This is a genomic window from Lamprobacter sp. (genome assembly GCF_034860625.1).
Lineage (GTDB): Bacteria > Pseudomonadota > Gammaproteobacteria > Chromatiales > Chromatiaceae > Lamprobacter.
On record NZ_JAYESN010000029.1, the window covers coordinates 1 to 26,363 of the forward strand.

The window sequence follows — 26,363 nt, forward strand, 5'->3', positions numbered from 1 at the left end:
CATAGAGCGCGCCACTATGAACGCCCCCGACACCGAAGCCTGGCTCGGGGCGTGCGGGATTGGAGCGGATGGCACTCTCAGGCATCGGGTGGCTCAGGCACGGCGACTGTTTAAAAAGACAGTATAGCCGAGCACGCTGCAGCTTGCCGCGTTGACAGTCTCCCTACCATGGCGGCTAGCCTGAGTCCTCGCGTGTTGATGAGCGCCCCGTTCGAGCTGGCCGGTGTGTCATCATCGCAGCCTCGTTCGGCGCGTTGACCGAGCCGGCTAGCCACCCCATCGACAAGGAGGCCATCATGAGTTTTCGCTTCTGGCGCCGTGTGCAGCTGTTCCCGGGCGTGAGCCTGAACCTGAGCAAATCCGGCGCCTCGCTCTCCGTGGGACCGCGCGGCGCCAAGTACACCATCGGCCCCAGGGGCACGCGCGCCACCGTCGGACTGCCGGGCAGCGGACTCTTCTACAGCGTGCAGAACCCCGGTCGGGCCAGCCAGAGCCGCCGCGGCAACCGCACCCAAACCGAGCCTCCCGCGCCTTTGCCGATCCCGGTCAAGGACCGGCTCTCGCTCGGCTTCTTCCAACGGCTGGTCACGCCGGCCGATGAACGCGCCTTCGTCGACGGACTGCGCGCCTTGCATGAAGACAACGAGACCGAGGCCCTGGCGCAGCTGGAGTCGGCCCCCGAGCAGGCCGATGCCGCCTGGACCGCCGGCCTGCTGCGGCTCAAGCGCCACGAGCTCGAGGCCGCGTATGCGCTGCTGCACAACGCCCTGCAGCGCCAATCGGCGTTGGGACAGCTCTACGCCAAGTATCAGATCAACGCCACCACCAGCTTCTCGGTCACCCACGAGGTCACCGCCCACATCGGCCCGCGTGAGCGCGGCACCCGGCTTGCCCTGGCCGAGCTGCATCAGTTGCGCGATGAGCATGACCTGGCGGCCGAGCATCTGCGCCTGATCCTCGCCGAGACCTCGGAGGACGTGGTGGTCAAGGCAGCGCTGGCCGAGCTACTGCTCGAGGCCGAGCCGATTCCGCGCGCGAACGCCGATCAGGTGGTGCAGCTGAGCGCCGGACTGGAGAACGAGACGCCGGTGCATGCGGCTCTGCTGCTCTATAAGGCGCGGGCGTTGCGCGCACTGGGTCTGGATGAGGTGGCGGTGAGTACCCTGACCCAGGCCTATCGGCGCAAGAAGGATCGGCCCGAGGCGCTGCTGCGCCAGATCCGCTATGAGCGGGCGCTGGCCTATGCGGCGGTGGGGCGGCGCGGGGACAGCCGGCGGGAGTTGTCGGCGATCTATGCGGAAGATCCGGGGTTTGAGGATGTGGCGGTGCGGTTGGGGGTGCGGTGAGTTTGGCTGAGGCCGGATAAATGCGTAAAGCAAGTGCAAAACTGTGACCGGGTTCACGGTTCAGCTGAGTCGTCAGTCTGTTTGGCCCCTAGTTGCTAACACTGGCAGTGATACTGGAGTTATCAATGAATATAAGGTTCCTTTTTATCTTTGGGTTTATCTTTATCGCTATTTTTGCAACAGCAGCAGGATGTTCATCGGCACAAGAGATTAGCAGGCCAGATGGCAAGAAAGAATATTTGGTCGCTTGTGGCGCATCGACAGGCTGGGATATCTGTTATAGGAGAGCTAACGAAATTTGTCCACAAGGTTATGAAACTATTACAGAAAAGCCTGGCTTTAACAGAAAAGAGATGAGGATTGCTTGTGCGCAATAATGGGATGGAGATTAATCGGTTCGACCTTTATACGTTCCAGACAGCAGCTCTTTTAAGGTGACGAAATTCGCCCGACCGCAAGCCACTGATTTTTTGTCAAGGTACTTGCCGCGGATCGCGAGGTCCGGTGACAGCCAGATTCAACTGGAATCGTAAGTCTTCGATTTCAAATTTTCTTTTATGCACTTTAGGTCTGGAAGAATCTGCCTAGCACACCCGATCTAAATTCTGTCTAATCAACCGTTAGGCACCGGCAACACTGGCATTTTTATCTATGAAAGAAAAATTGTCTGCAAACGAGGCGTTGCGCTTCATCAGGAGCAAATTGATGCCCGAATTGGGTCTTGTTTCTCTTGACTCTTCCACCCGAACGAAAGGTCAAGCATTCGCCATCGGCGGAGAGAGTGGACGGCAGTTCTTGTTGATTATGGGTAACGAAGCCAAAGGAGGGGCGCAGCAAACGAGAATAATTGTCGAAAAAATGTTATCACCGCCCGCCATTGCAGGCACGAGATTTTCCATGGAGCCAGCGCGCAGCGCTCGCGTCAATCAACAAAAAACAAGCTTGGGACACGCCAATCCCTTTCGCAACGGAAATCAAAGTTCCTTTTACGTAAGCAACCTTGACGCGCTGGCAGAATTGCTCCGTTGGTATGCAAAAAAGTGAACATTGCAGGTGTGCCGCACGCGCGTACACTAAGAAATGAAACGCGCTTAACAAAAAAATCACCTGCGACCCCAAACCGTGCGATAAGCTCGTAGCAAGACGGGAAAAGCAGTGGCAGCGCGGTTTGGGTCGCGGTATTCACAACGTTAGGTGAACCCCTACCCATGTACCTGCTTGACGACGAAGGCCAGCTAATCGATGCGGAGTGTAGCTTCGACCAGTTCGAGGGCCTTTCCTGCGTCGTCGTTGCGGGTTGAAAGCAGCGGCGGTGCAAACGTTACGCGCGGAGTAAAGCGTAGAAACCCTGAGTACAACAAGCTTCTGTCTATGCTGCTCAATCGGCTTAAAGGCAGTGGCACTAAAATTGTTCGGGTGATATTGGATTCAAATCGTGTCGCAAATCTGCCGGTAGAGCAACGGACTGCACAGTTGCCCGTCAACTACCCCGTTGATCTCAGAACCGTCGATGTTGAAGAATTTCGCAAGGCGCTTCAGCTCGAAGTTTCACTTATGCATCGCGATCCAAGCGCAAGAAAAGGCGGAAATGCTCAGAAGAGAATCCGTATCCTCACGGACAAACGTATCGATCAGTCGAAGATAACTGCGGGTGAAGGAGGAGTAAACGCAGCCAAGGAAGCTGATTTCCATGCGCCAGGCCTAAGCGAAACCGAGCGAAGTTACATACGAAACTCAAGACTCGGCCAAGGACAGTTTCGAAAGGACTTGATCAAAAGGTTCCGTAGCACCTGCCCGGTCACAGGAATTGGAGACGAACGCCTTTTGGTTGCTTCCCACATCAAGCCATGGGCTGTAAGCACCAACGCTGAGCGCCTAGATGATCACAACGGTCTATTGCTATCTGCGCTGGCGGATCGGCTATTTGATAATGGGTTGGTGACGTTCAACGAAAACGGGGAGGTTTTAATCTCTCCTAGCCTTTTAGTGACCGACCAAAACAAGTGTGGGATCGAAAAATGGAGCAAGCTAAGCCTTTCGCCAAAGTGCAAGCGCTACATGGAGTACCACCGTGCCGTTGAGTTCAAGAGCACCTAACTGATTGTTCTCGAGCCACTGCCAACCAATCGCCGCCCAAAGGATTTTGCTTGTGCGGCATAGACTTGCTGCTTACCTGAATCTACAAACACCCGCAGCATCAGCCGCGCCCGTGAGAGTCCGGCATAGTGAAGCATGGCTACATGATCTTCGCCGATGTAATCAAGATCGATCGCTAGCACAACGTTTCGTTCCAGACCCTTGAAAGCGTGCATGCTGGAAAACTGCAGACCTTCGCGATTTTGCTCAAAGGTCATGTCCAGAAGCGGAAGGCTGGCGATTTTCTCAACACCGGCAAGACTGGAGCGACTAAGGGGATGGGTGGAAAGGATGACGATGTCATGGGGTGCGACATCCGATGCGAGCAGTCTGGTGACTTCCTCCTCCAGTATTGGCAGGAGAGCTTCGGGTCCGGTGAAATACAGACAATCGCATTCGGGACCCTCAAGCGTTCCGTTCAAATCTATATCTATGCCAGAGATGATAGAACACTGCGTGGCCACTTGGCGGGTATTTCGGCAGTTTTCGCGGAGTTCGTATTCGGCAAAGCCTGCGTCCCGCAGGCGGGCCTCGGCTACAGTGGCCTCCGTGCCATAAATGTTCTGCATAGGATCAAGAAACATGTGCCAGCGTCCGTGGCGCAGTCCATCGCGGACTAGGAGGTCCAATGCCTCCAGATACTTTCCTGTCATTAGATCCTGCGCCTCATCGACGATGAGCACGTCCGCAGCACGGCTGGGGTAATCAAACGCGGCTTCCACGAACAATTCCGGGAACACCCGGCCGAAGAGTTCCAGCGGCTCCACCTTTTGGCGGTTGAGATAGTCATTGAGTCCTGCCTCCGCGATCGCCTCGCGAAATAGTGAGTGAATGTTGCGTACACGAATGTGAGAGGAGCATTCGTCACCGGACAGGCTAATTCGGACGTGATCCGCGAGCATGCGATTGAAGCACAGGTAGAGTACGTCGTGCCCTGCCGCAGCCAGCCTTCGGGCGCGGTCGATGGCGATGATGGTTTTTCCGGTACCCGCGCGCCCGCGGATAATCGTGCGGGGGTTATTGTCCAGCCCTCTTGCGGCCTTGATCTGTCCATTGGTGAGTTGCAGCAGTTCTTGCTCCAGACCCGTAAACCAACTGCCAAGGCTCAGGGTTGATTCAACATTGGGTCGCAGGATGGCCCGGATGTGACGGATATCCTCCTGCGAAGGCCGGCGGGGTTGGCTGCCATGGCGCTCGCGATAGACTGTCGACCAGTAGCTCTTGAGCGTTCCGATGTATCGGTTCAGATCAAGGCCGAACTCGCGTTTGTCCAGCAAGACAGCGGATTCGAGTTCGGGGCCGGTGGCGGCGAAGTGCACGTGAGGCATGATAACGCCGTAACCGTAGAGAAGATCTGTGCATAACGGATCGACCTCAACTAGGCGCCGCTTCAGCGCAAACATGGCGCTTTTGGCTTGTGTCCAGGGATCTTCCCGCCTAGTGTAGCTCTCATTCCCGGGGTAGCCATAGGTCCAGATGCCGTCTTGGCATGAGACATGGCCGCCTTTGATTTCGATGGCAAAAACTCCCTCGGTCGAGAGAATCACCAAGTCGATCTCGCCCCAAAGCTTGGTCGGATGTCTGGTCAGACCAAGGGAATGGAGCACAATCCAGTTATCATCCAAATCGCGCCCGAATTTCTCGTAAACGATCCGCTCCCCGTGGGGACATGACTTAGGCGTGTCGGGTATCAACACCGCCATAAATCATGCCTCTTCTCTGGTGCTCAGAGTCTCGAAAAAGCCACGGTAAGACCGATCAGCGGCTCCTATCAGCATACTGCGGTCAAGTTCGCGGTTGAATTTTTCGCAGGCGGTTTCAGGCACCAGCAGGCAGCAGTGGCAGGCTGCACCGCTGATCCGCTCCCCGGATTGGTGCGGGTCGGTCTCTAGGCAGACCGGATCGCTGCCACACCAACGTGCGGTGTGCACCGCCCGGTTTACAGCGTCGACAATTCGATCAGGATGTGCAAGGCGCACCAGTCCACCCAAACTGCCTTCTGAATCAGGCGATCCTGTATAGATGAGGACACCATTCATAACGCTACTGTCGGCAGGTTCAGACAGATAGAGTCGCTCCCGGAGAGCTGAGGAGGAATAACCGCAGTCAATAGAAAGCTGGCGAATCATGGCGTGTGCAAAAGAATGCACCAAGAGCAGGCGCGGGGTGATTTGATATTCCGGCTGGTAGTTCCGGCGCTCTGCCACAGCTGCGGCGTGCGCATCGAGTGCCGCAGCGCGATCCTTGATACCAGGATTGTCGCTGATCCAGGCTTCAACCGCGTCCACACGAAAACGCAGAAAGATACCTTCACCAAGGATCTCCGCTGCTGGCAGCCAATTCATCGGATTTTTCGACAGCGGCGATAGATTGCCCTTCTCAATTTCATCTTGAATGCGATCCGCACCTGACGGCCAAGGCTCAATACGTGAGAAGGCTGCAAGTGCGCGCACCTCCCGCAATCTTGATACGGCACCAATGAGGTCGAACCAAGCTGACAGCCCCGGCGGGGCGTCATAGACACGGTTGAGAAACTGGGGTGCGTAACCACCGATTGGATCTTCGTCATCGCGGGTACTGCCGAGCGCCACGTACTCGTCAAGTCGGGCCATGGCATCGGTATAGGTGCCGCCGGTCTCGACCCCGGTCTTTTGTCCATGTGCATCGATCAGGCTCTCGACCGGCACTCCATATTGTTCGGCGACACCTGCCAAGGCATCGGGAAGTGCAGACTGTGGAATCGTTTTGAGCACGGTCCAGTAATCATCCAGAATCTGGAGCAATGGCTCGGATATCGGAGGAATTGAAATGGCCGATACCACAGTCGAGAAATGTATATTGGACGCACCGCGCTGTAACACCCGTGGAGTCTGATCACAGATCTGACGGTCAACCAGCCACGGACGTACGCCGCCGCATTGTCGTCCGCGAACGCTACCGGGCCGGAAAGCGTCCCCCATGGTGCTGCTGGCGCCGCAACCGTCGCAGCGTACATAGAGATCTGCCAGTGACGCGCTTTTAGCATGGGATCGAAGGTAGACCCGGGGTTGGCTACAGATCCCTTCGGCGCTCTTTCGGTGAGCCCACCAAACCCAGGGAAAATCTTCAATATGGCCGTGGTCGCATGCAACTACGAAGCGCACTGGCGTGACAATTCGTGACTGACATTTCTGATTGCTGCAGGTCAGCCGATTGCCGTCGCTGTGTAACAGGAAGGGGTGATCTTCAGTCCCAAGCCGATGGCAGGAGGGGCACTCATGCCATGCGGGGAAACGCACAACAGGGATGGTATAGCGGGAGTCGACGCGGCTTGGTTGGTTCTCGATCGGCGTCTCGGTTGGGGGCAACCGAAAGTGCGTCACACCTAGTTGCCGCTGGAGTCGCGATTCATTGATGCTCATGGCGCCTATTCGGCCGCCGCGCACCTGTGACTCCCAATCCTCAAGTCCCATTGGCATAAAGGAGCCGCCCTCAAGATCAATAATAGCACCGATGCTGTAGGTGGAAATCAACTGGGAACGGCGCACGCTGCCGACCGGTCTCGCAGGCGTGACATGGTGTCCCATTGGGGCGGAACCGCGATCAGGACGTCGTGCCATGGTTGCCTCCTCCCGTCAATCGGACACATTTGAGTACGAATGCGGTGGATGGCTCCACATCGCGCATCGAGTTGGGCGTGGCCCACGCCGGGTTATTCTGACTGCGCAGCTGCTCCGATGCTCGCATCAGGTGCGGAGCTGTGTTACCAAACGGTGCTTTTTTCTCCCAGTAGCGCAGCCTCCCCCCCTTCGCAATGCCGTACTCTTGCGCACGTAGCGTCCAAGTACGGATTACATTGCGCAGGTCCTGTTCGGTGTCTTCGCTTTCCAGGCCGCAGCTTGCGGCTTTAGCACGCGCCACCAGAAAATCGACGATCGCATCCGTCTCCTCCTGCCCCTCTGAGAAATCCAGCGCTGCTTCATCATCAAGCAGACCGTCAACCAAGTGTCGAATCAAAGCGATAAGGACCGCATGCAGAGCCTTGTCCCGTGCACGCGGCGCCCAAGGGGTCACACTGGTGGCTTCGACCCCACGGTAGAGCGCTCCGTGATAGTCCAGAAAATGCTCAAAATGCGAGAGATCCCTCGGCCTGCCGAAATTGTAAAGCGTGATGACCAAGCCGGGTTGGCGACGACCAACGCGGCTGGTAGCCTGGATGTACTCCGCTGTGGATTTGGGCTGGCCATTGACCACCATGAGCCCTAGGCGAGGGATATCGACGCCGACAGAGATCATGTTGCTGGCAAGAACCGAGTCAACGGGCTCTGCCGCGAAGGGGTCTTTGCTGTCCAGAGCCTGATCCAGCCGCGCCAGAGCCTGAGGAATCTCCCGGGAAGCGACCCGGCTGCTGAGTTCCTGTGGAGGTGCCGTGATGCGGGCGACGTCCACTCCAAGGCGGTGTGCCAGGAATTGCATTTGGCGAGGTACGTCATCCTGCATCAGCACATGGGCGCCACCCAGCTCACGCAGGCTGTTGAAATAGCCGACACAGGTCCAGTAGGCATCGAGCGCACTGTCATCAGCAGCTCCTGACTGACGCAGCGCATCCACCGCCTGTAACAATGCGGCCATTAGTGCCTGCAAAGCGAACTTGGGGCTTCGCCCGGCTGTGCTGATACCGAGGTAGGTGCGGTCGGGGCCAACGTCGTCGCGGACGGCAAAGAAAGAGTCCGCGGCATCAAAGCCGGGTGGTGGAAACTGCAGGACATCGCGGTCATACAGCGCCCGGACCTGCCGGCGGGCACGTCCGATAGTGGCTGTTGAGCCAATAATCTTTGGTGGTATTCGATCCTGCGTGCAAAGCAGATCGACAGCTGCCTCGTAGAGTCCGGTCATGGAGCCCAATGGTCCGGAGATAAGGTGCAGCTCGTCCTGAATGATCAGGCCCGGCCTGAGATCTTCATCCAGGCCGAACAGGGTCCGGATATCGGTGCGTCGCGGCAGCTGGGCGAACTTGTCGATCGTGCCGATCAGTAATGATGGTGGATGTCGGTAAAGTTCCTCGTCCACTGTCATGACTGGCAGCGGTTTTCCTTTCGTTGTGCAACCGGTCGCCGGGCAACGAATCTCGACGCGATCCTTGGCTGGTGACATGGAATAGGCTGCTGCAGGCAGCTTGCCACCGCAAACCGGGCATATCAGCAGCTGACGGGGCGTTGAAGGCGGCTTTTCGCCCTTCAGTTCCTCCCCGAGGCGGCTTTCTGCGGTTTCCAGCCGGTTTGGTGTGGACTTGTCACCTACATAGAGGCCAAGTGATATCGGCGCTGCTCCAAGACGCGCTTTATTCGTCTTCCGCAACGCATCGCAGGCACATATGAGGGCTGCGGCACGCTGGAATTGCTGTACCGTCAGGAGGCGAAGCGTGTAACGCATCAGTACGTCTACCCCCCCAGCCTTCCGGCGTTCCGCATGTTGCAGCCGTCGCAGAAAGATTTGGAACGCTGTCAGACCCAGGTAAGCCTCGGTCTTACCGCCTCCGGTAGGAAACCAGAGTAGATCCATGGTGCGGCGATCGGGGTCTTCGCCGTCCACGACTGAAGGCAGCACAAGAAGAAAGAAGGCCAGCTGGAAAGGCCGCCAAATCAGAGGACGTGCCTGCTCGCCTTTCGACGGCAGACGTGACTGGGCATCCATGGCTTGATTGGCCAGAGCGAAAGCGGCCCAAGCGCTGTCGGACTGTTCAAGCGTCGCCACCCCGCGCTTCATGCGCGCCAGAGTGCTGCGACAGCGTGTCAGGTTGACCACAGCGGCGCGGTGCATCTCGTCGTCGAAGTCCTCCAGCCGCTCCACCAGTGAGTTGTCGATCCACCTGCCATAAGCGTTACAGAATGATGTGAGTGTCTCGCAGATGGGATCTCGTGCATATTCATCACCCAGGCATTCAGCGGAAAAAGGGTCAGTGATCAGCGATCCCAGTGTTGCAAGGCTCGTGTGACCACGGGGGCTGGTTCCGACTACAACAGCACGCGGCATCCAACTGGTTGAAGCACAGGTAATTCGTCCCTCACTTGGAGCTGGCCACTCAGCCCCGATTCCATGACCGATGGCAAACTCTTGTACGTCGCGGTAGAGCAGCAGGTTGGTCAGCGCGTCCTCATCGTCTGCCAAAGGGACGGAAACGCGCGGGAGGATGGCTCCGCTGTTATCGGCATGGCGAGCGGAAATGCGCAGACATGTCTGGAACAACAGCAAACGATCAAGCAAGCGGTCGCCCTGTTCGGTTTCTGGCGCCTGATTGATCAGGGTTGCTGTGAGCACAATCCGTTCGCCATCGGGACGTCGCCTGATATCGACCCCTAAATCGGGGTCCTCGCGCTCACTGCCATCGGCGAGAAGAAAACGGTTCTGCACCCAGTGTGTTCGGCGTTCCCCTGGGTCAATAGCGAAAGCGTAACCAAGAGGCTGGCGCTGCCACCGGATTGGGGGCCGGCCATCTGTCGGCACATCACCGTTGGCGTCATCTGCTGCCAATTCTTCTTCACCGCCAGATTCCGGCAACTCTTGGGGCTCATAACGAGCTGTACCACCGAGATCAACAGCAACAAGTGCGCCAGCGGCCACTGTGCAGGTTAGTCCAAAGGAGCAGGGCCGGATTGCCCGGTAACCGGGTACAGGGGCATCCACGGTTGCGTCCCCGGAATCGACTTCAGTGGCCGCAGGTTCGTCGCTGGCGGCATCTGCATTCGTGCCCTTGGGCCAAAGGATGCCCGTCAGATATGTATCTGACGGGTTCGATGTGAGCGCTTCATCCTGTTGCATTGGGCCGAGCAACAAGGACGCAGCCTGCTGCATGATATGCTCGCGTACATCAGCGCTGTTCATTTCAGGCTCCTCCCATTTTTCCATCACTGTCGAGTCAGCTTGCGCCTGGGAACGAATTCGCCAACGCCGTAGATATTCACACCCAGCCAGAAACCGCTTGTCCCCCAAGGTGTCGCCAGGCATGTCGTAATGTCGTCCCGCGAGCTGAAGGTCACCACTTCCGTAATGCGGAGATTTCTGACTTTTACGGGCAGCTCAAACTGACGCTTGAGCTTGTCGAGCAGATCAAAAGTAAGCATTCGTGACATCGCTCCCAAAATCTCTCCGGGTTGACCGTTTTCATCCAAGTGAATGACGTAGATATGTCGGTTCTTATCACAACCCGGTTCCTGTATTCTGCACAAAAGAACCTTACGACCGATCAGGTATGCTGGGTTTTCCGCAAGCAGGGTTTGAACATCCGCAACTGCTGATTCCGTTTCATGCAGCCGGGTATCGATGAAACTGGTGGCTGCGACATCTCCGGAAAGGCCCATCTCCAGCTGAAATTCAACTTCGTGGTAGGAATGTTTAACAAGTGAGCCCCATCGCTTGCGCGTTCCGTTCTGAAAGGTCCAGCTCCTCATCGGTTTCAGTTCTGTGGAAGCGATTCGTCTCAGCGTCTTTTCAGCACGTGAGAAGGCTACAAAGATCACGCTCGCTTCTTCAAGGATTTCTTCTTGTGCGTTTGGTACTCGGTTCCAGCGACTCGTTTCCAGTAGCGAAACATGATTAAACTCACGTCCCTTGGACTGATGAACGTTCATGATGCTGAGCGGACAAGTCAGCTCAGCCTGATCGTCCGGGAACATGTCAGGCCAACCAATCCTGGTACGCAGCTCGTCAAGATCCAGCGATAGACTTGTATCCGGTAGCTGCGCAGCGAGGAGAAGCCTTTTCCATGCGGTTTCTTCATCCGGAATCACCAGCGCCTCTGCACGGGGAACGCCATCTCCAGTGTATAGATATTGATAAACCTTGCCGAAACGCTGTCGAGAAATGGAACTTCCCTGCACAGGTCCGAGTGTTGCCCCCACCCAAGCCGGCACCGTGTTGTTTGGGTTCGCTCCATACAACATCACAGGTATTGACGGGCCGTTGCTCTGAGTACCCATGATCCGTTGCCAGACGCGGATGGCTTCGCCATTCGTCCGCGTCAGGATTGCCGTGGAATGCCCGTCAAGGGTTTGGAGCAACTCCGGATTCAGTTGAATGTCCCACGCAGGAAGCGCCTTCAGGATCTCCTGCATTTTTTCCAACTTGACGATGTTCGGTGTCCGTTGGCGAAGAATAGCGCGCAGCAGCACTGATGCGCGTGCGAGTCCCGGCACTGCACGGTGATTTGTTTCAAGCTCCGTTTCGATCAGCTCGTCGCCGTGTTGTCTTCTGAGTGCATTTAACAGTCCGGCTGTCGTCAAGCTTTCCAGACCTTGATCGGTTTGGATTCGCAGCGCAAAGCCGTAGATTGATTGAGCCTCATCCCCGAGAATTGTGAAGCCAACCCGCTCATCCAGAGGCGGGGCCAACATATCGAGCAGCGTTAGCACCAAGCGCCCCCGCACGCCGGAGAGGTCCTGAAATTCGTCAACGATGATGTGCCGGATTGCACCGAGACGCTCATGAATCTCAGTTCGGCGCTCGCTGGCAATAAGCGCCGTCAGGCGATCAATAGTGCCCTCGTACCCAAGCGCCAACAGGTCTTTTGGCTGATCACCGAGCTGGCGTAGCAGACGAAAGCTCCAAGAATCGAAGGTGCGGATTGCGATGTGGCGCAGATCTTCCAATGCGCCTCCGGTGTTATCCGCAAATCGCTCAAGCCGATCGGCTACAGTGCGCACTGCGCTGCGCGAGAAGGACAAAACTAGGATCTGGGCTGGACTGAGGCCTGCATCCAAAAGGTGGCTTAAACGCAGCGCGACTGTCTCGGTCTTGCCCGTCCCGGGACCCGCCAGCACGAGTTGACGGGCGCTGGCATCCATGGTGGCAACCTGCTGTTGTCGTGGGTCTTGCTGCATCGTTGTCTTCCACATCCAACCGTCTATGTTTCAGCGCGCTGGATGGTCGCGACAAGGCTGTCGATTGTTGTCGTCAACGCTTCCTTGATTTCGTGTTCCCAAACACGTATGACCTTCCAGCCTTTCGCCTCAAGCTGCCGGTTCACCTGAGCATCGCGGGCTTCATTAAGGCCAATCTTCTGTTCCCAGAATTCGGCATTGTTTTTTGGTGCCTGCCAATGCTTGGGGCAGCGGTGCCAGAAGCAGCCATCGACAAAGATGGCGATCCTTCGTGATGGGAAAACGATGTCAGGACGGCCGGGTAGACTGTGATGAATTCGGTAACGCAGACCACGCTTCCAGAGAGCTTTGCGGAGCAGAACCTCCGGCGTTGTATCGCGGCTGCGGATACGGGACATGCAGTAGCTGCGTTGGACCTTGTTGAGTACATCGGTGGTGCGGGTCTTTTGCATTGTTTGTCCGCACTCATTCAGCCATCAGCCCATACCCAAGCTGGCGGCTGCGACAAGAATGCGGTTGAGACGGGCATGCTCGCGGCGACGTTTGTCCGTGAGGGTCGGAGTACGCAGGTCATCACTGACAAGACAAAGCAGCAGGGTCTTGATCAGCGGAACGTCATCAGTCGTTGGTCGCAGGCCTGCCAGCACCTTGTCTCTGTAAGTGCGATTAAGCAGAAGGCAGCCTTTGTCGCTGTCGACACGAAAGAACTCGTCGTCAGAAAGGGCCGTCCATTTAAAGTCGATACGTTGGCAGGTATCGACGTCACTATCATCTGTCGGGCTGGTGGACTGATTCTGGCCAGGCTTGAAAGCCTGAGCGATAGCGGTAGGCAGTCCAAGTCCGGGCATAACTGGCCGGGCTGACAGGGCCTTTCGGTCCTTGTCGCGATAAATTGACTGGGCCTGCTGGCGGTAGATGTCGAAGGTAGCGCCATCAGAAGTGATTGCGGCTTGGACGGCTTCGATAAACCCGGGTGGTACGATGACTGAGGATTTCTGTACGTTCAGGCTGAAGCTGGCATCGAAATCAGACGGCAGATCAATGCAAACGCGAGCCAGCGAGCTGTGTGGCTCGGAATCGTGCTGGACAAAGCCATTCCAGCCGCCGGCTTGTATCAGTCGATTGTTGCGGTAAAACCAGAATCCCTGCCGAGCGGCGGCCCTGTTCCCGAGTTTGTACTCTGGCAAGATAGAGTTCGGTGGCCAAATGTGCGCTAAAGCGTCTAAAGTGCCAATTTCCGGTAAGTCAATGCGGAAAGTAGTCGGGAAGTCAGGGCTGGGTGATTCTGGGTAGCCAAAAGGGTCAAGCGGAGCGATTTCTGCGCGGATGCCCTGCTCTCTGCGTCCCAACTCCTGTTGGTCGACGTAGATGTTCAGGTTTCCGCTTTGGAGGAATCGGTGAAAATGCAAACCCAAGTGCAACTCGAGGCGCCTGTGCAAGGCGCGCAGGGTGTAGCGCAGTCCACGTTTGGATACCGGGAGTTTGTCAAGGTCTTCCCAGAGCACGATGGTTCCGGAGCTTGACAGGTCGATGGGAGAGAAAGGCGAACCTGCAATTTCGGCTGCTTGATCGTCGCTTAGTATTGCGCAGTCCCAGTTGCGTCGGATGCCGTCAAGGGTCCAACGACGACCTCCGGCGATTCTGTTCGCCACTGACACCACCGTCAACTGTCGGGCATGGCTGAAGGATGAGAGCTTGAGGCCGAGTCCGAATTTGCCGAGTGAGACAGCATCAAGACGCTCCATTGAGCCGAAACGCATTGCATTGCGAAGTTCCGCATCGCTCATGCCATGACCGTCATCAGCGACTGCCAATGATAGTATACGCTCCCCCGACCAGAGAAAACGTATGAGTATATTGCTAGCGCCGGCAGCAATTGCATTGTCGATGAGATCCGAGAGTGCCTGCTCCAAGCTATAGCCGATTTGGCGCAGTGCGAAGATCAGACGACCCGGGTCCGGTATAACGGTCTCGGATTTATGGACAGGCATGAACGCATAGGTCTCGATGGCGGCTTTCACAGTGTTGGTGTTCCTGCGGCTTCTTTTTGCTTGATGTGTAAAGCTGATTGTTGGAGGTGCATTGCCTTATCCTCACTTTGTTGCTTCCAACGGCTTATTACGTCAGCAACAATCTCTGCAATCTGAAAAGACAAGAGGGGCGGCACGGCATTGCCGATCTGTGTGTATTGCTCAGAGCGGCTACCGGAGAACCAGTAGTTGTCTGGAAATGTCTGCAGACGCGCAACCTCTCTTACGCTTAGGCTGCGTACTTGCGATGGATCATGGTGGATGAAGTAATGTCCATCCTTGGCAATGTGACTCAGCACGGTGGTTGCAGGCTGGTTTTCCATCTGTGAGCGGAAGCGATCGGCGAAGTTTCCATTGCTCATTGCCCTGCCGACGTTCTTGTGCTCCGGAAGCAGGCTTTTCGGGAAGTCCCGCAAACGCGGTGATGCCAGTCTGACTGCAGCGAACGCAGCGACAAAGAGATAGCGGTGGAGGTCCCTGGGCATGTGTTCCCGGGCCGCGTGTTGGCAGATAAAGTTCATACGTGGGTCGTCTATCCAAGCCTTAAGATCCGGGTCGTGATGCTTCGATGACCAGCAGGACTTCACTGGTATACAGTCGCTGCCGCGCCCAGCCTTTGGTGACTTAATATTTGCCAATACGTTGCGGATTTTGGTGGTGATATCGTGCTGTCCATCATTCTCAAGCTCGTCGTACCAAGTTTGCTGAGTCGCCGACTTCAAAGTGGCTAGCCACTGATGATCAGTGTCGAGAACGTCATCCATTTCCTGCAGTGTAAGGCATGCAGTCACATTCTCCACATAAACGGCCTCCGCAATCTGTCTCCATTGATCGCGTGACTCGGGTGTGCGCGCGATGCCGCTGCGCAGGCGGGGAAGGCCGTCAATGACGGATATCACAGTCGGTGCATCACTAAGGCAAGCGTTCAGGGTGCGTGGGCGAATGTCGATGTCGCTACGGATACCAAGAAGGATTACCCGATGGCGCATCTGCGGAATGCCATGTTTCTCGCACTGGATGAGATAAGCTTTGGGGTCAGCGCGCACTCCAAATAGGTCGTTTTTTGTGACGGCTGTTTCTTCCAGCGGAAATAGGTTATATGTATGTCTGTTCTGTGAAGGCTTGGTAGTGTTACCGAAGGCATGCTCTGGGTCCCCGAGGTCCTCCAGAATCCGCGGGAAGATATTGTGACCATTCACTTTTGCGGACAAGATCCCACTGACGTTCTCCATAATGAATACAGCCGGCCAGTGGCGAACGATGACTCGCAGATACTCGCGGTAAAGTTCATGGCGGGCATCGGTTTCCAATTGATAGCCGGCCAAGGATTTTTGCTTTGAGCGCCCGACGGTGGAAAACGGCTGGCAGGGCGGTCCGCCGACAAGCACCCAGTCGTTACGGCCGCTTATTACGGCCTTAATCCGCTCATCCAGCTCCTGCTCAAGATTGGGGTTGTCTGACAGCTCTTTGTGCCAGACAACTCCAACCTCGTCGGTTAGGGTATTCGTATAGCCTTCAAGTAACTGACTCAGCGGGATGGTACCGCTTAGGTAAGCTGTCATCCGTTCCGGAACGGTTTTACCCTGCAAAAGCCGGTAGTAGTCCTCCGGGACATGTTCCGGTGAAAACGCATGATAAAATGCGCGCAGCCGCAGAGTGCGTACGGCGGCGTAATCTTTTTCAATGGAGAGAGCGACTCGGAAAGCGGGTGCGGAACGCTTAGGGCAGGCTGCGAAGCCTTCGCCGAGGCCACCAGCACCGGCGAAGACGTCCACGACCGGTATCGATTTCAGAGAAGATAGCAAGCTCTAATTGCTCCTTGGGTTAACGAGTCCGTGGAACCGGAAGAATCAATCTAATCTGTTAGGAATGAACTAGGCGTAGCAGTCCAGCTCACCGCAGTTCAGGAATTCCATCTATCGGTTTGGAATAACTCGCTGCGCGCACTTTTTCCCAGCAGTCAGCCTTCTTGGCCCACTCTGAAATCATCCGGCCATTGGCGGATTGATGAAGCACGCGATTGACTTCAGTCGCCCAGACTTGTGCTTGTTCCAGTAGCTTGTCGGAGACATCCTGCCGGGTCCAGATTCGTTCCAGATCGATACGTTCGCCGATCCGATTGGCGATGACCGCAACGAGATACACGGCGACATTTCCCTGAAAGGCAGGAAACATTCCGCGCACCTGACTGTGAATCTTCTTGAAGAGGATTGCTTTTGCGATCATTCGCTTGTAGTCATCAACTTCGGGCAAAGGCGCATCGGATTCAGTGATTCGGTCCATGAAGCGGGCGAAATTCTTCTGTGCGCCGAGACTGACGATATCGGGCTGCTGGTCCCACGTATTCAGGTATTTCGCAAGATCTGTCTTGGTGATCTTGCGCGCCGGCGGGATAACGTCCCGCTTGAGATTGCGGAGCTTCGCCGGTGTGCCTCCTTCACGGGCCAAGAGTGTGTTGTAGCTCCCAGCTGTACGTTCATAAAACCAGCGGCCAACACCATCAGACAGAATTGTTGAGTTGGCCAAGGTCTCCAGCCGCACATGGAAAGGCTTGTTGGCCGACAGGTCTGACTGGCGCACGGCGTTTTGGCTGTTGGCGTACCTGGAGACATCGGTGATCATGGCCTCTTCGGCAGCAGGATTATCGGTGCGCAGCACGATGACCTTGGCAGGGACCTGCACATTGCTGAGGTCAACCCCGGGATCTTTTCGCTTCGTGAAGTAGATTGAGGCAGTGGTCTGGCCTCCATTGACGATCTGCATTCCGCGCAGCCAAAGGATGGCGGGGCTGCCGTCCTCTGAGCGGCCAATGCGTGCCTCGTCAGCCACCAGCACGATGCCGTTGTTGTAAGCCATGAAGCGTTCCGGCTCGTCGCGAAGGGTGTCGCGGATACCCATGTTGACTTTGCCGCGTCCGCTAAGGAAAGAGCGGACATTGGCCTCTAACAGGCGAGCGCCGTATTTTTCGTAAAGAAAGCGCAGTGCTTCGCCCGGTATTACGGTAAGTGCGTAATCGTATTCCCCAATCTGATTGGGTACCCATACGCATGGCAAAGCGCTACCTGAAACATCCTTAAAGTCCACCACCAACTCGTCACGCGGTTTGCCGGCGGACCAATGACGGTGCAGGCGAGCAATGTCCATGACCTCAAGCTTGACGGTCTTGCCCATAACCTCCCTTGGTTTGAAGTTTGTGATATTTGCCTGCCGATCCGTGAGTACGAATATGCGCACTTGATCCAAACTTTGGTAATGCGCTTTGATGATCAGAGCCAGTGCATATGCATCTTCCCGTTCATCGATGCGACCTAGCATCGTACCGTCAGCGCACATGCTTAGAAAACGAACACACTGTTCAGCTGCTTTTAGTGTCTCTGTCTTGGGGATCGGCTGGATAGATTCCGCTCCATCATAGAGGACCACAAACAGATCCATCTGTTCATTGTCCTCGGAAAAAGCAAAGCCACTAATTCGAAGCTTGGCGTTTCTTATCTGTGTGGTGTAGTGACAGATTTGGTGCTCAAACGTCATACCAAACTCGGCCATATGATGCATGACTAGCTCAGCAAATACCAAGCCTCCATCTAAGTCTCCCCCCTCGCCGCTGCGATCGGCGAGTTCACTTGCTAGATCGCAACGCAGCTGTTGCGCGAATTCTTCGAGTTCCATGTTGCACCAATTCCAGACTCACTAGCCTGCAGCGTCTCTGTTTGGGCGCTGAAGCAATTATTTTGTGGTTGCACGAGTCCTATTTGTGATATAGGAAATCCGGCAGTGACAGATCCTTGTTCTCGCAGGCGAGGCGCTTCAATGCCTCTTGCTCAATTTGACGGATGCGTTCTCTGGTTAAGTCAACCATGCTTGCCAGTTCCTCTAAGGTGTACTTCCGGTCATCGACAAAGCCAAAGCGATAGCGGATAATTTTTTTTTGTCGGGAATTCAGGCACCTCATGGCAACTTCTATACAGACTGAAAGCTCCGAATCAAATGCCCGTTTTTCGGGGTTTGGCGAAGGGTCAACGGCCCTGTCAGTCTGAATCCCTAAACCCGGATCATCAGCCTCTAAGACCTTGAGCGTTCGTTCGTGCTTAAGTAGTTTTGAGAGTTCTTCCCTTCCGCCGTCGTAACGAGTTTCAAGTTTCTCGTCGATGTTTTCCCATTGGCCCTGCTCCTCTAGTTCCTCTCGGAGACGCCTCACGTGCTCGAGTCTGCTATGTACGTGAAACGGCGCTCTGATCATACGTGATTGATCACCGATCGCCCGGGTTATGTTCTGGCGTATCCACCAAGTTGCATAGGTCGAGAAACGGTTGCCGCGCGTGTGGTCGAATTTCTCAACGGCCCGCATCAGGCCGATATTTCCTTCTTGAATTAGATCAGCGATCGGCATGCCTGTTTTCGAATACTTGCGTGCAATCGAGATCACCAGTCGGAGGTTACTCAGCGTCATTTGCTCACGCGCTGTTTCAGCTTTTCCGAGTGAGGACAGGATCTGACTTGGCAATTTTGAATCCGGGGACTTAGCGCTCAACTGTCTGCATAGTTCTAGGATTTCCTCCCGCCTAGGGTTTAATGTGCGCAGCAGACAAGAGATCTCCGTGTGTCGTGACCTGTTTACTGAAACCCTCATCTCCTTAAGACGGCGCAGGGCAAGTGCCTCTTCCTCATTGAGATTAGCTGCTGCCTCAGTGTCTTCCGTTTCCTCTTCATCATTCAGCGAGGCAGGTGTAAAAATGTCTAGAAAAATCGAAAGTGCTTCGATTGACCCCCCGATTAGCGCTACGATGTCCTCACGTGCTTCGGCCAGCGCTCGGCCCAGATGGATTTCAGTCTCTTTGTTAAGCAGCGGTGGTCCCCGATAAACATCCATGCCGTAGCGTGCGCTGGGATCATTGTGACGCGAGGAGAGATTTTCGAGAAAATCTAAGGCATCGGTCACTATTTGGCGGGGCTCTTCTTCAGGCTCAGCAGTTGTCGTAAAGTGCCGTTTTGGCATATCGTCATCGATCAGGACGCCGAGTTCGCCTAGGATGATGCGCAGATGCCGGATACGCTCTTGCGCATTCTCCAGATCGGAATCGACTTGCCCGCAAAGCATCTCATCCGATTTCAAATCATCTATTGTTAGTGCCGGAAGGAAACCAACCGAAAGACCCTGCTCAAGCAGCAAGCAAATATTTTTCCGTTCATTAGCGCTTAGCCGACTTTGATTGAGGCGGAGAAGCGCGGGTAACTGTAGGTCAGCCTCGGACCAACTCTCATCGCGGTCAATCGGCTCATGAACCGATACCGCTATCCTGAGTCCTGCGGCTGTTTCCACGCAGCTTGCGTCTTCCTCTGGTGGAAGACTGTCGTCATAGGCCTCCCAGTCACTAATACCATCGGCCTCGATTCCGGTGCATCCATCGCTTTGCTCGTCCATCATCTCGGCGTCTTCCGGTTTTACAGATTCTGTTAGATGTTGGCTTTTTCTCCTAAACAATTCCACGATATTGTCATGTCCGGCTAAAATGGCGAGCGAGATTGCTGTCTCACCACAATTATCAACTGTTGAGAGATCTGCGCCATCCTCCAGAAGAGTTTCACAGATATTCAGATAACCTTTTTGCGCAGCGAGCATGAGCGCCGTGCGACCTTGAGATTCCACGGCGTCAATGTCATCCCCTTTAGCCAGCCGTACCCGAATGACCTCAGGGATGTTTTCATTAACAGCAAGACGCATTAGGATTGTCATTTTTTTTGACCTTTTTTCCTTGGTGTTATACATTATTATTCTAATGCAAATTCCTGAATATATTACTGTCAGTGCACACCTAAGAGTATTAACCCAGATCTGAGTTCAAGCCTAGCTTTTCATTATTAGGAGAATCAGCGACTTCTAGACCTGTCTTCGTGATCCCAATGCCGTCACGCTTGCAATAGTCCTGGATCATGACCTCGACCATATTTGTCAAGCTGCGGTGGTTCCGACTTGCCGCTGTTCGTAAAGCCTCCTTAACCGCGGGTGTGATGCGAAGCGTCAGGGTTTCGGTCTTGGCGTCTAGCATTTTTTGTCCGGCGTTTGGTTCTTAATCTAAACATCTGTACTGCAGTTTGATATTACACTGCTTTCAGCGTTGTTGTTGGCTTAGAACCCGGAAATGGACCTCTACAGCAGCGTCTGCGCGGTGCAGAACCTGTGGCTGGCCGCGCGGGCCGAAGGTTTGGGCGTCGGCTGGGTCAGCATCATCGACCATGCCGCCTTGGCTGATCTCCTCGGCTTGCCGGATACCGTGCAGCCGGTGGCCTATCTCTGCATCGGAACCGTGGCCTTCTTTCACGAGCGCCCGGAGCTCGAGGAAGCGGGCTGGCTGGAGCGCTCGGATCTCAAGACTCTGATCCATCACGACCGTTGGGGGCATCATGACCAGCCACTCTGATCCGCACGAACTCACCCGCTTCATCCAAGCCCAAGAATCCAGCTACCAACAAGCTCTCGCTGAGATCCAAGCCGGCCAAAAGCGTACTCACTGGATGTGGTTCATCTTTCCGCAGTTCGTGGGACTCGGGCTGAGCGCGACCGCTCGAGACTATGCGATCCGCTCTCGCGCTGAAGCCGAGGCCTATTTGGCGCATCCAGTGCTCGGGCCTCGCCTGATCGCCTGTGCCGAGGCAGCACTGGCGATCCCGCAGCGCACCGCCCGTGAGGTGTTCGGTACCCCGGATGATCTGAAGCTGCGCTCTTGTGCCACGCTCTTTGCGGAGGTCTCGCCTGCTGGATCAGTGTTCCAGCGCTTGCTCGAGCGTTATTTCGCTGGCCGTCCTGATCAGAGGTCGCTGGCACTGCTCGACTATGCAAACAGAGCCTGATACGAATAGCTGGGTCAAGGCTTCAGATCCAACACCGGTGTCTCGGCAAACGCATCAATGTCATCGATCTCGATCACCGTACCCTCAACCCCAAGCACACGACAGCGGCTCATCGCGATCAAGTTCGGGCGCATCGGGGCACGGGTCGCGAAGACCCCACGCAGCGGATTCGCGGGATTGCCGCGCGGATGGACCTGGAGGATCGAGCGCTGCTCCGGCGTATCGTTGCGATCGAACCAGTAGAGCACCCAGAGACTGTCGAGCTGATCGACCCCAAGCAGCGCCGGCCGATAGTCCTCATAGAACTCGATGAAGGTGCGCCCATCGCGTTTGCGTATCCAGCCGATGGGTTGGACCTGGTAGCTTGGCCTGGTTTCTGACATGGCCGATGAACGGATTGCATCAGGATCGGCCTGAGCGGAGAGTGCCGACATCAAAATGCAAAGACCCAGCAACAGCGTGACGGGCCAAGCCATCAGACCAAACGCCGTCGACGGACCAACCGACGCAATTCCGCTCGAGCTTCGGCGCTCAGCGCCTCGAACTCCACTCCGAGTCGGTAGCGTTCCTGGTAGCCAGCGCGTGCGACCCAGACCACCCTGCCGATCAGCCGGATGATCGTTGCCGTGGCAACTTCAAAGTCCATCAGTATCGTGGAGCCGACGCCAACCATGTCTGGCGCAGTCAACGCCAGACCACTTTCGCTGACGTCTTCCGCAAGGAGTGCATGCGGCCGTTGATGCCCATCTTCGATCAGTTTTACCTGCACGGGATCGGCATAGCGAACCCGTTCTTGCCTGCGCCTTTCTCGCTCGCTCATGAACCGGGCAGTATCAGGTTGCATCTCGCTGCTCATCGTCTTGGTGTGGCATCAAGCCAAGCCTAGCACGGCTGTCGTGGTAGGCTTGCTCCGCTTTGTTGTCCTCTGCCTTGAGTTCTGATGCCTCGCCGTACATCTTCCAAAACACGTTCTAAACGCTCCAGTTCCTCCAGAAAGTCGTTCCTTCCTCAGCTTCCCTCAGACGTCCGCTCCTGGCTACGTCTCTTCCGTTCCAAGCTGCGTGATCTCGCGATTGGCTTCGCTTTGATCTCGGCGCTGTCGTTCGTTCCACCCTCGGTGACTGACAACTGGGGTCAGAACGGGCAGAAGGCGGTTGCGGTCGCTGGCGATATACGCACGCTCGTCGTCGATGTCGTGCTTGATGTCGGAAACCAGTTGCTGGCGATCGGCAACAACCTGTTCACCGATGTCAGCACCGAATTTCAATGGCCAGATCTGGCCTCCTGGACTGGAAACCTCGATCAGTGGCTGCCTGATCTCGGGGATCTGCGTTCTGACCCGAATGCCCTGCCCCACCCGGAACCGCCAACACCAGCCGAGCGGGGTGAACTGCCGCAGGTGGCTGGGAGCTTCTCGCGAGCAAAGGATCTGCTGTACGACAACATCTATCGTGGCCAGCGCGTGACGGCCTATTGCGGCTGCCGCTATGACAGTCGTCGACGAACGGATCTCGGGAGCTGTGGGATGTCCCAGTATGCTGGGGATACGCGGGCTGACAGGGTGGAAGCTGAGCATGTGTTTCCGGCCTCCCAGTTCGGCAACTTCCGCAAGTGCTGGCGCGAGCCGGAATCCTTCGATGATTGCTTCACCTCAAGCGGCAAGGCGCTCTCGGGGCGTGACTGCTGTCAGCGGGTCGATATGACTTTCACGGCAGCGCACAACGATCTGCACAACCTGATCCCTGCGGTTGGTCTGGTCAATGGGCGAAGATCAGACTACAACTGGGGCATGGTTCCGGGCGGGGATGTGTATGGCGACTGCGACATCCGGATCGACTCAAGCATCCGCCGGGTGCAACCGCCGGATCATCTACGAGGGGACATCGCCCGCACCATGCTCTACATGGCCGATACCTACGGCTTCAGGTTGAGCCGCCAGGATCAGCAACTGTATCGGGCTTGGAATAATCTCGATCCACCGGATGACTGGGAGATCGAACGCAACAAACGGATTGCGAAGCTGCAGAAAATCGAAAACCGCTATGTATCTGAGTATCGGCAGCTTTGAGAAGGCCACCCTGCTTCTGGCCCGCTGAGCGCTAGGCCTATGGCTCGCTCAGCGTCTCGAGTTCCTTGGCGCGCTCGGCGGTTTCACGGAGCATGCACTCATTCGCCATCACCCGCTGGTAGCTGCCGCCCTCAGGATCGTTATAGAACGCACAGTTGGCGTCACGGTACTTGATCCAGAGGCGTTGCGCGGTGAGCAGCGCTTGCTTACGTTCCGCCGAGAGTGACTTTTGCAGCTTCTGATAGGCCCCGTTGAGCCGGGCATCCTGAGTCGTGAGTTCTTCCGAGATACAGTCCAACATCGAGTAGGTCACGCCGCCTGCTTGATCCAGGCAGGTTGAGTACCGCTGGGTGTAGAACTGTTCGTCGGCCTGGGTGTTCAGGCTGACGATGAGCAAACTGGCTAAGAGGATCTTCCGCATCGGTGGGCTCCGTTAATCATCATCGGCTGGAAGCTCGTTGGGTGAAGCGGATTCTACAAGCACTGCATAACCGTGTTGGCGTCGGCGCTTGGACATCTTGCGGATCTCTTCCTCCCCTTCCTCTTGGCTCTCGACGGGGGTCACCCGCATCCCGCCGCGTTTGGAGTTCGCTCCACCCCAGCAGATGACCAGGGTCCAGTCGCCGAAAAGGTCTTGGACGAGGCGGACGCTGTAGTAGCGTTGATTCTCCCGGTTGATCCAGCGATGCGTCAGGGGTTCTTCAAAGTCTTGAAACGACATCAGCCATCCGGCTATCAGCGACGTGGGTATAGATCTGGGTGGTGGCGATATTGCTATGGCCGAGCAGCGCCTGAATGTCGACCAACTGGGCGCCGGACTCGAGCAACCGGGTTGCATAGGTGTGGCGCAGTTTGTGCGGCGTGACCGGCTTGCTGATCTCGGCGCGCTCGACCAGCTGGCGCAGGTAGAGTCGGGCCGCGCGGGCGCTCGGTGGTCGATCGCCGGGTGCCTTGGCGAAGATATAGCCATCGTCGGTGGGCTGTTCGCTGATCCAGGTGGCGAGCGAGGGGCCGAAGCTCTGGGGCAGCGGTACACAACGCTCCTTGTTGCCCTTGCCGATGACGCGCACCGAGCGGGCAACGCCATTGACCATCTTCACATCCTGCACCTGCACGGCCAGCGCTTCCGAGATCCTCAATCCCGAGTTCTGGATCAATCCAAACAGACAGTCATAGCGCCGCCGGGCCTGGAGCACCTGCTCGCGTTTGCGCCCGGTGATGGATTCGGCCATATCCTCGATGTCCTCAGACGCGCGCTGCAGACGTGCCTGCTCATCGCGTTCGAGCCAGATCGGCATGCGCTGCGAGCGTTTCGGCTTGTCCGCCAGATAGACCGGATCGGAATCACTCAGCCCGTGCTTCTTGGCCCACTTGTAGAATGAGGACAGACAGGAGACACGCCGGGCGATCATCGCCGGACTGACGCCCCGCTCGCGCATCTGCCAGCTGATCCACTGCTCGACCTGTCTGTGGGAACAGTCGCGCCAGTCGCGCTCGGCCTCGGTGAGCCAGTGCCCCCAGAGTCCGAGATCTGATCGGTAGCCGACACAGGTACCAATCGCTGCACCCCGGATGTAGCGCAGGTTGTCGAGAAAATCCTTCCGGGCGATCCAGAAATCGGCATGTTCGTTCACGGCATCCACCTGTTGGACGGGTTAGGGTGTTCTAACCTGAGTTGACTCAGAACGACTCAGAACGACTTGACTTAGTCTGACTCAACTTGACCTGGATTGACTTTTAAGTCTCTGTTTTTCAGCCTCTCTGCCTGAAATAGTAATTTCAGGAAGGATGGACGGTCCCTGATGAATCGCTCGTTTCGGATGCTGTTGCGGCACCCTGCCCTGCTCCCGCCGTGGGTGTTCCCCGACCCCCGGTGACCAGTCGAATCGTCATCAGCAGCGCGACATAGCCATCCTTGGTGGCTGGCGCTGGCAGCATGAGTGAGCGGAGTGCCCGCCACTCCTCGGGTTGAATATCGAGACTGGCAGCCAATACCCGGTCCCTTGCCAACGCGCATAATCCCTCTGCGGTGCGCGGGTTCTTGAGTAAGCTCTCGGGTGTATCCGGGATGGTGCTGGCGCTGTCGGTCAGGCTGTCCGCCGCGACTCCTAGCTCTTCGGCCAACGCTTGCTCGAGCTCGCGGCTTGCCGAACGACGACCGTGCTCGAGGGCACCGATCATGCTCTGACTCACACCAACACGCTCGCCGAGATCGGTCTGGGTAAGCCCGGCTCGCTGCCGTGCCTCGCGCAATCTGTCGCCGTTCATGGATACTCTTCATGGTTCTTGGTCCCCTAGTTTAGTACCAGCAGTGTTAAACACGCCTTGACTCAAGGTAGTACAAAATGTGTTATTCAGAACTCCCTGTATCTTCTGGAGTTGCCATGAAACAGTTGCTCGCTCAGAACATCCGTCTGCGTCGTAATGCGGCTGGCCTGTCTCAAGCTTGCCTTGCCGCCCGCACTGGCTTATCCCAGACCTGGATCAGCCGCCTCGAATCCGGTAACGCCAACCCAACCATAGAGACCTTGCAAACACTGGCAGAAGTGATGTCAATTCCTGTTTCAGACCTGCTCTTGGACAAGCAAGCAACGCATCAGGAGCTCACTGGCGCGGATTGCTAGGGGCTGCCTAACAGTTAAGAGTGAGTTGCAGGTATTTGCTCGCCAAAAGGCAATCCAATTGACTTTTATCAAAACAAAAAGGTTCTAAATAATACTTATTGTGCTATTTCTGAGGTGTCGGCTCGACAGAGAGCGCCGAAGAGGCGGCCACCCGCTGCCTATCACAACCCACCAGGAGACACCTCATGCTCGAAGAACGCACATTCCGTACTGATGGTGGTACCGAGGCCAACACGGCTTTCATGTCCACGATGCAGGTTGCCGGGCTGCTGTGCCGCGTGAAGAAGATCACCTGCACGGACGAAGGCAAATTGACCATGGCCATTGATGCCACGGCGACCGACAACGAGGCCCTCGAGCGGGTGCGTGATTTGATCACCATTCAGCAGGGCGAAGTCATGCTGACCATCGAAGGCACGGCTTGCTCAGCTGATCAGCTTCAGTAATTCACCGGC

Annotated in this window: 24 protein-coding genes; 9 read left to right on the top strand and 15 right to left on the bottom strand. The window is 56.2% G+C overall.

The window, feature by feature from the left end; all coding sequences use genetic code 11:
- Nucleotides 1-296 precede the first annotated feature (296 nt).
- The 4 genes from VBE63_RS09780 (at nt 297) to VBE63_RS09795 (ending at nt 3,443) form a co-directional block, all read left to right on the top strand.
- Nucleotides 297-1,346, top strand: a complete 1,050-nt coding sequence (locus VBE63_RS09780) for a DUF4236 domain-containing protein (RefSeq protein WP_323682833.1) — start codon at nt 297-299, stop codon at nt 1,344-1,346.
- A gap of 125 nt (nt 1,347-1,471) precedes the next feature.
- Nucleotides 1,472-1,723: a hypothetical protein gene (locus VBE63_RS09785; protein WP_323682834.1), complete on the top strand. Its 252-nt coding sequence runs from the start codon at nt 1,472-1,474 to the stop codon at nt 1,721-1,723.
- Between the two features lie 274 nt (nt 1,724-1,997).
- Nucleotides 1,998-2,390 (top strand): hypothetical protein, encoded by a 393-nt coding sequence (locus VBE63_RS09790; RefSeq protein ID WP_323682835.1) that lies wholly within the window; start codon nt 1,998-2,000, stop codon nt 2,388-2,390.
- A 246-nt stretch (nt 2,391-2,636) separates the two neighbouring features.
- Nucleotides 2,637-3,443: an HNH endonuclease signature motif containing protein gene (locus VBE63_RS09795; RefSeq protein WP_323682836.1), complete on the top strand. Its 807-nt coding sequence runs from the start codon at nt 2,637-2,639 to the stop codon at nt 3,441-3,443.
- On the opposite strand, the gene VBE63_RS09800 is transcribed toward VBE63_RS09795, so the two are convergent.
- The 9 genes from VBE63_RS09800 to VBE63_RS09840 all read right to left on the bottom strand — a co-directional run bounded on the left by VBE63_RS09800 (nt 3,440) and on the right by VBE63_RS09840 (nt 20,134).
- On the bottom strand, nt 3,440-5,185 hold the full coding sequence (locus VBE63_RS09800; RefSeq protein ID WP_323682837.1) for an NERD domain-containing protein/DEAD/DEAH box helicase: 1,746 nt from the start codon (nt 5,183-5,185) through the stop codon (nt 3,440-3,442). The genes VBE63_RS09795 and VBE63_RS09800 overlap by 4 nt on opposite strands.
- 3 nt (nt 5,186-5,188) lie before the next feature.
- On the bottom strand, nt 5,189-7,048 hold the full coding sequence (locus tag VBE63_RS09805; protein ID WP_323682838.1) for a DUF1998 domain-containing protein: 1,860 nt from the start codon (nt 7,046-7,048) through the stop codon (nt 5,189-5,191).
- A gap of 16 nt (nt 7,049-7,064) precedes the next feature.
- On the bottom strand, nt 7,065-10,343 hold the full coding sequence (locus VBE63_RS09810) for a helicase-related protein (RefSeq protein WP_323682839.1): 3,279 nt from the start codon (nt 10,341-10,343) through the stop codon (nt 7,065-7,067).
- Nucleotides 10,344-10,366: 23 nt separating this feature from the next.
- The gene (locus tag VBE63_RS09815) at nt 10,367-12,337 is read right to left on the bottom strand and encodes a UvrD-helicase domain-containing protein (protein WP_323682840.1); all 1,971 of its coding nucleotides are present in this window, start codon (nt 12,335-12,337) and stop codon (nt 10,367-10,369) included.
- A gap of 23 nt (nt 12,338-12,360) precedes the next feature.
- Nucleotides 12,361-12,789 (bottom strand): very short patch repair endonuclease, encoded by a 429-nt coding sequence (locus VBE63_RS09820; RefSeq protein ID WP_323682841.1) that lies wholly within the window; start codon nt 12,787-12,789, stop codon nt 12,361-12,363.
- Between the two features lie 24 nt (nt 12,790-12,813).
- Nucleotides 12,814-14,358 (bottom strand): ATP-binding protein, encoded by a 1,545-nt coding sequence (locus VBE63_RS09825; RefSeq protein ID WP_323682842.1) that lies wholly within the window; start codon nt 14,356-14,358, stop codon nt 12,814-12,816.
- Nucleotides 14,355-16,142 (bottom strand): DNA (cytosine-5-)-methyltransferase, encoded by a 1,788-nt coding sequence (locus VBE63_RS09830; RefSeq protein ID WP_323682843.1) that lies wholly within the window; start codon nt 16,140-16,142, stop codon nt 14,355-14,357. Before VBE63_RS09830 ends, VBE63_RS09825 begins: the two co-directional genes overlap by 4 nt.
- Before the next feature lie 118 nt (nt 16,143-16,260).
- Nucleotides 16,261-18,036 (bottom strand): AIPR family protein, encoded by a 1,776-nt coding sequence (locus VBE63_RS09835; protein ID WP_323682844.1) that lies wholly within the window; start codon nt 18,034-18,036, stop codon nt 16,261-16,263.
- Nucleotides 18,037-18,115: 79 nt separating this feature from the next.
- Nucleotides 18,116-20,134: a sigma-70 family RNA polymerase sigma factor gene (locus tag VBE63_RS09840; RefSeq protein ID WP_323682845.1), complete on the bottom strand. Its 2,019-nt coding sequence runs from the start codon at nt 20,132-20,134 to the stop codon at nt 18,116-18,118.
- A gap of 373 nt (nt 20,135-20,507) precedes the next feature.
- On the opposite strand from VBE63_RS09840, the gene VBE63_RS09845 reads away from it, so the two are divergent.
- A complete protein-coding gene (locus VBE63_RS09845) occupies nt 20,508-20,786 on the top strand; it encodes a nitroreductase family protein (RefSeq protein ID WP_323682846.1) in 279 nt (92 codons plus the stop codon).
- Entirely contained in the window at nt 20,770-21,216 is a 447-nt protein-coding gene (locus tag VBE63_RS09850) for a DUF1810 domain-containing protein (protein WP_323682847.1), read from the top strand. The genes VBE63_RS09845 and VBE63_RS09850 overlap by 17 nt, the downstream gene beginning before the upstream one ends.
- Nucleotides 21,217-21,230: 14 nt before the next feature.
- Here the strand turns inward: VBE63_RS09850 and VBE63_RS09855 are convergent, their stop codons facing one another.
- Nucleotides 21,231-21,692: an SAM-dependent methyltransferase gene (locus VBE63_RS09855; RefSeq protein WP_323682848.1), complete on the bottom strand. Its 462-nt coding sequence runs from the start codon at nt 21,690-21,692 to the stop codon at nt 21,231-21,233.
- On the bottom strand, nt 21,692-22,060 hold the full coding sequence (locus VBE63_RS09860) for a PilZ domain-containing protein (protein ID WP_323682849.1): 369 nt from the start codon (nt 22,058-22,060) through the stop codon (nt 21,692-21,694). Before VBE63_RS09860 ends, VBE63_RS09855 begins: the two co-directional genes overlap by 1 nt.
- Nucleotides 22,061-22,333: 273 nt before the next feature.
- Here VBE63_RS09860 and VBE63_RS09865 point away from each other — a divergent pair, with 273 nt between their 5' ends.
- A complete protein-coding gene (locus VBE63_RS09865) occupies nt 22,334-23,284 on the top strand; it encodes an endonuclease I family protein (protein WP_323682850.1) in 951 nt (316 codons plus the stop codon).
- Between the two features lie 37 nt (nt 23,285-23,321).
- Here the strand turns inward: VBE63_RS09865 and VBE63_RS09870 are convergent, their stop codons facing one another.
- The 4 genes from VBE63_RS09870 to VBE63_RS09885 form a co-directional block, all read right to left on the bottom strand.
- A complete protein-coding gene (locus VBE63_RS09870) occupies nt 23,322-23,705 on the bottom strand; it encodes a lysozyme inhibitor LprI family protein (RefSeq protein ID WP_323682851.1) in 384 nt (127 codons plus the stop codon).
- 12 nt (nt 23,706-23,717) lie between these two features.
- Nucleotides 23,718-24,005, bottom strand: a complete 288-nt coding sequence (locus tag VBE63_RS09875) for a WGR domain-containing protein (protein WP_323682852.1) — start codon at nt 24,003-24,005, stop codon at nt 23,718-23,720.
- Nucleotides 23,986-24,918 (bottom strand): tyrosine-type recombinase/integrase, encoded by a 933-nt coding sequence (locus VBE63_RS09880; RefSeq protein WP_323682853.1) that lies wholly within the window; start codon nt 24,916-24,918, stop codon nt 23,986-23,988. Before VBE63_RS09880 ends, VBE63_RS09875 begins: the two co-directional genes overlap by 20 nt.
- A 145-nt stretch (nt 24,919-25,063) precedes the next feature.
- Nucleotides 25,064-25,552: a helix-turn-helix transcriptional regulator gene (locus VBE63_RS09885; RefSeq protein ID WP_323682854.1), complete on the bottom strand. Its 489-nt coding sequence runs from the start codon at nt 25,550-25,552 to the stop codon at nt 25,064-25,066.
- Nucleotides 25,553-25,668: 116 nt separating this feature from the next.
- Here VBE63_RS09885 and VBE63_RS09890 point away from each other — a divergent pair, with 116 nt between their 5' ends.
- Both VBE63_RS09890 and VBE63_RS09895 read left to right on the top strand, forming a co-directional pair.
- Nucleotides 25,669-25,908, top strand: a complete 240-nt coding sequence (locus tag VBE63_RS09890) for a helix-turn-helix transcriptional regulator (protein ID WP_323682855.1) — start codon at nt 25,669-25,671, stop codon at nt 25,906-25,908.
- Nucleotides 25,909-26,093: 185 nt separating this feature from the next.
- The gene (locus VBE63_RS09895) at nt 26,094-26,354 is read left to right on the top strand and encodes a hypothetical protein (RefSeq protein ID WP_323682856.1); all 261 of its coding nucleotides are present in this window, start codon (nt 26,094-26,096) and stop codon (nt 26,352-26,354) included.
- The last annotated feature ends 9 nt before the right edge of the window (nt 26,355-26,363 follow it).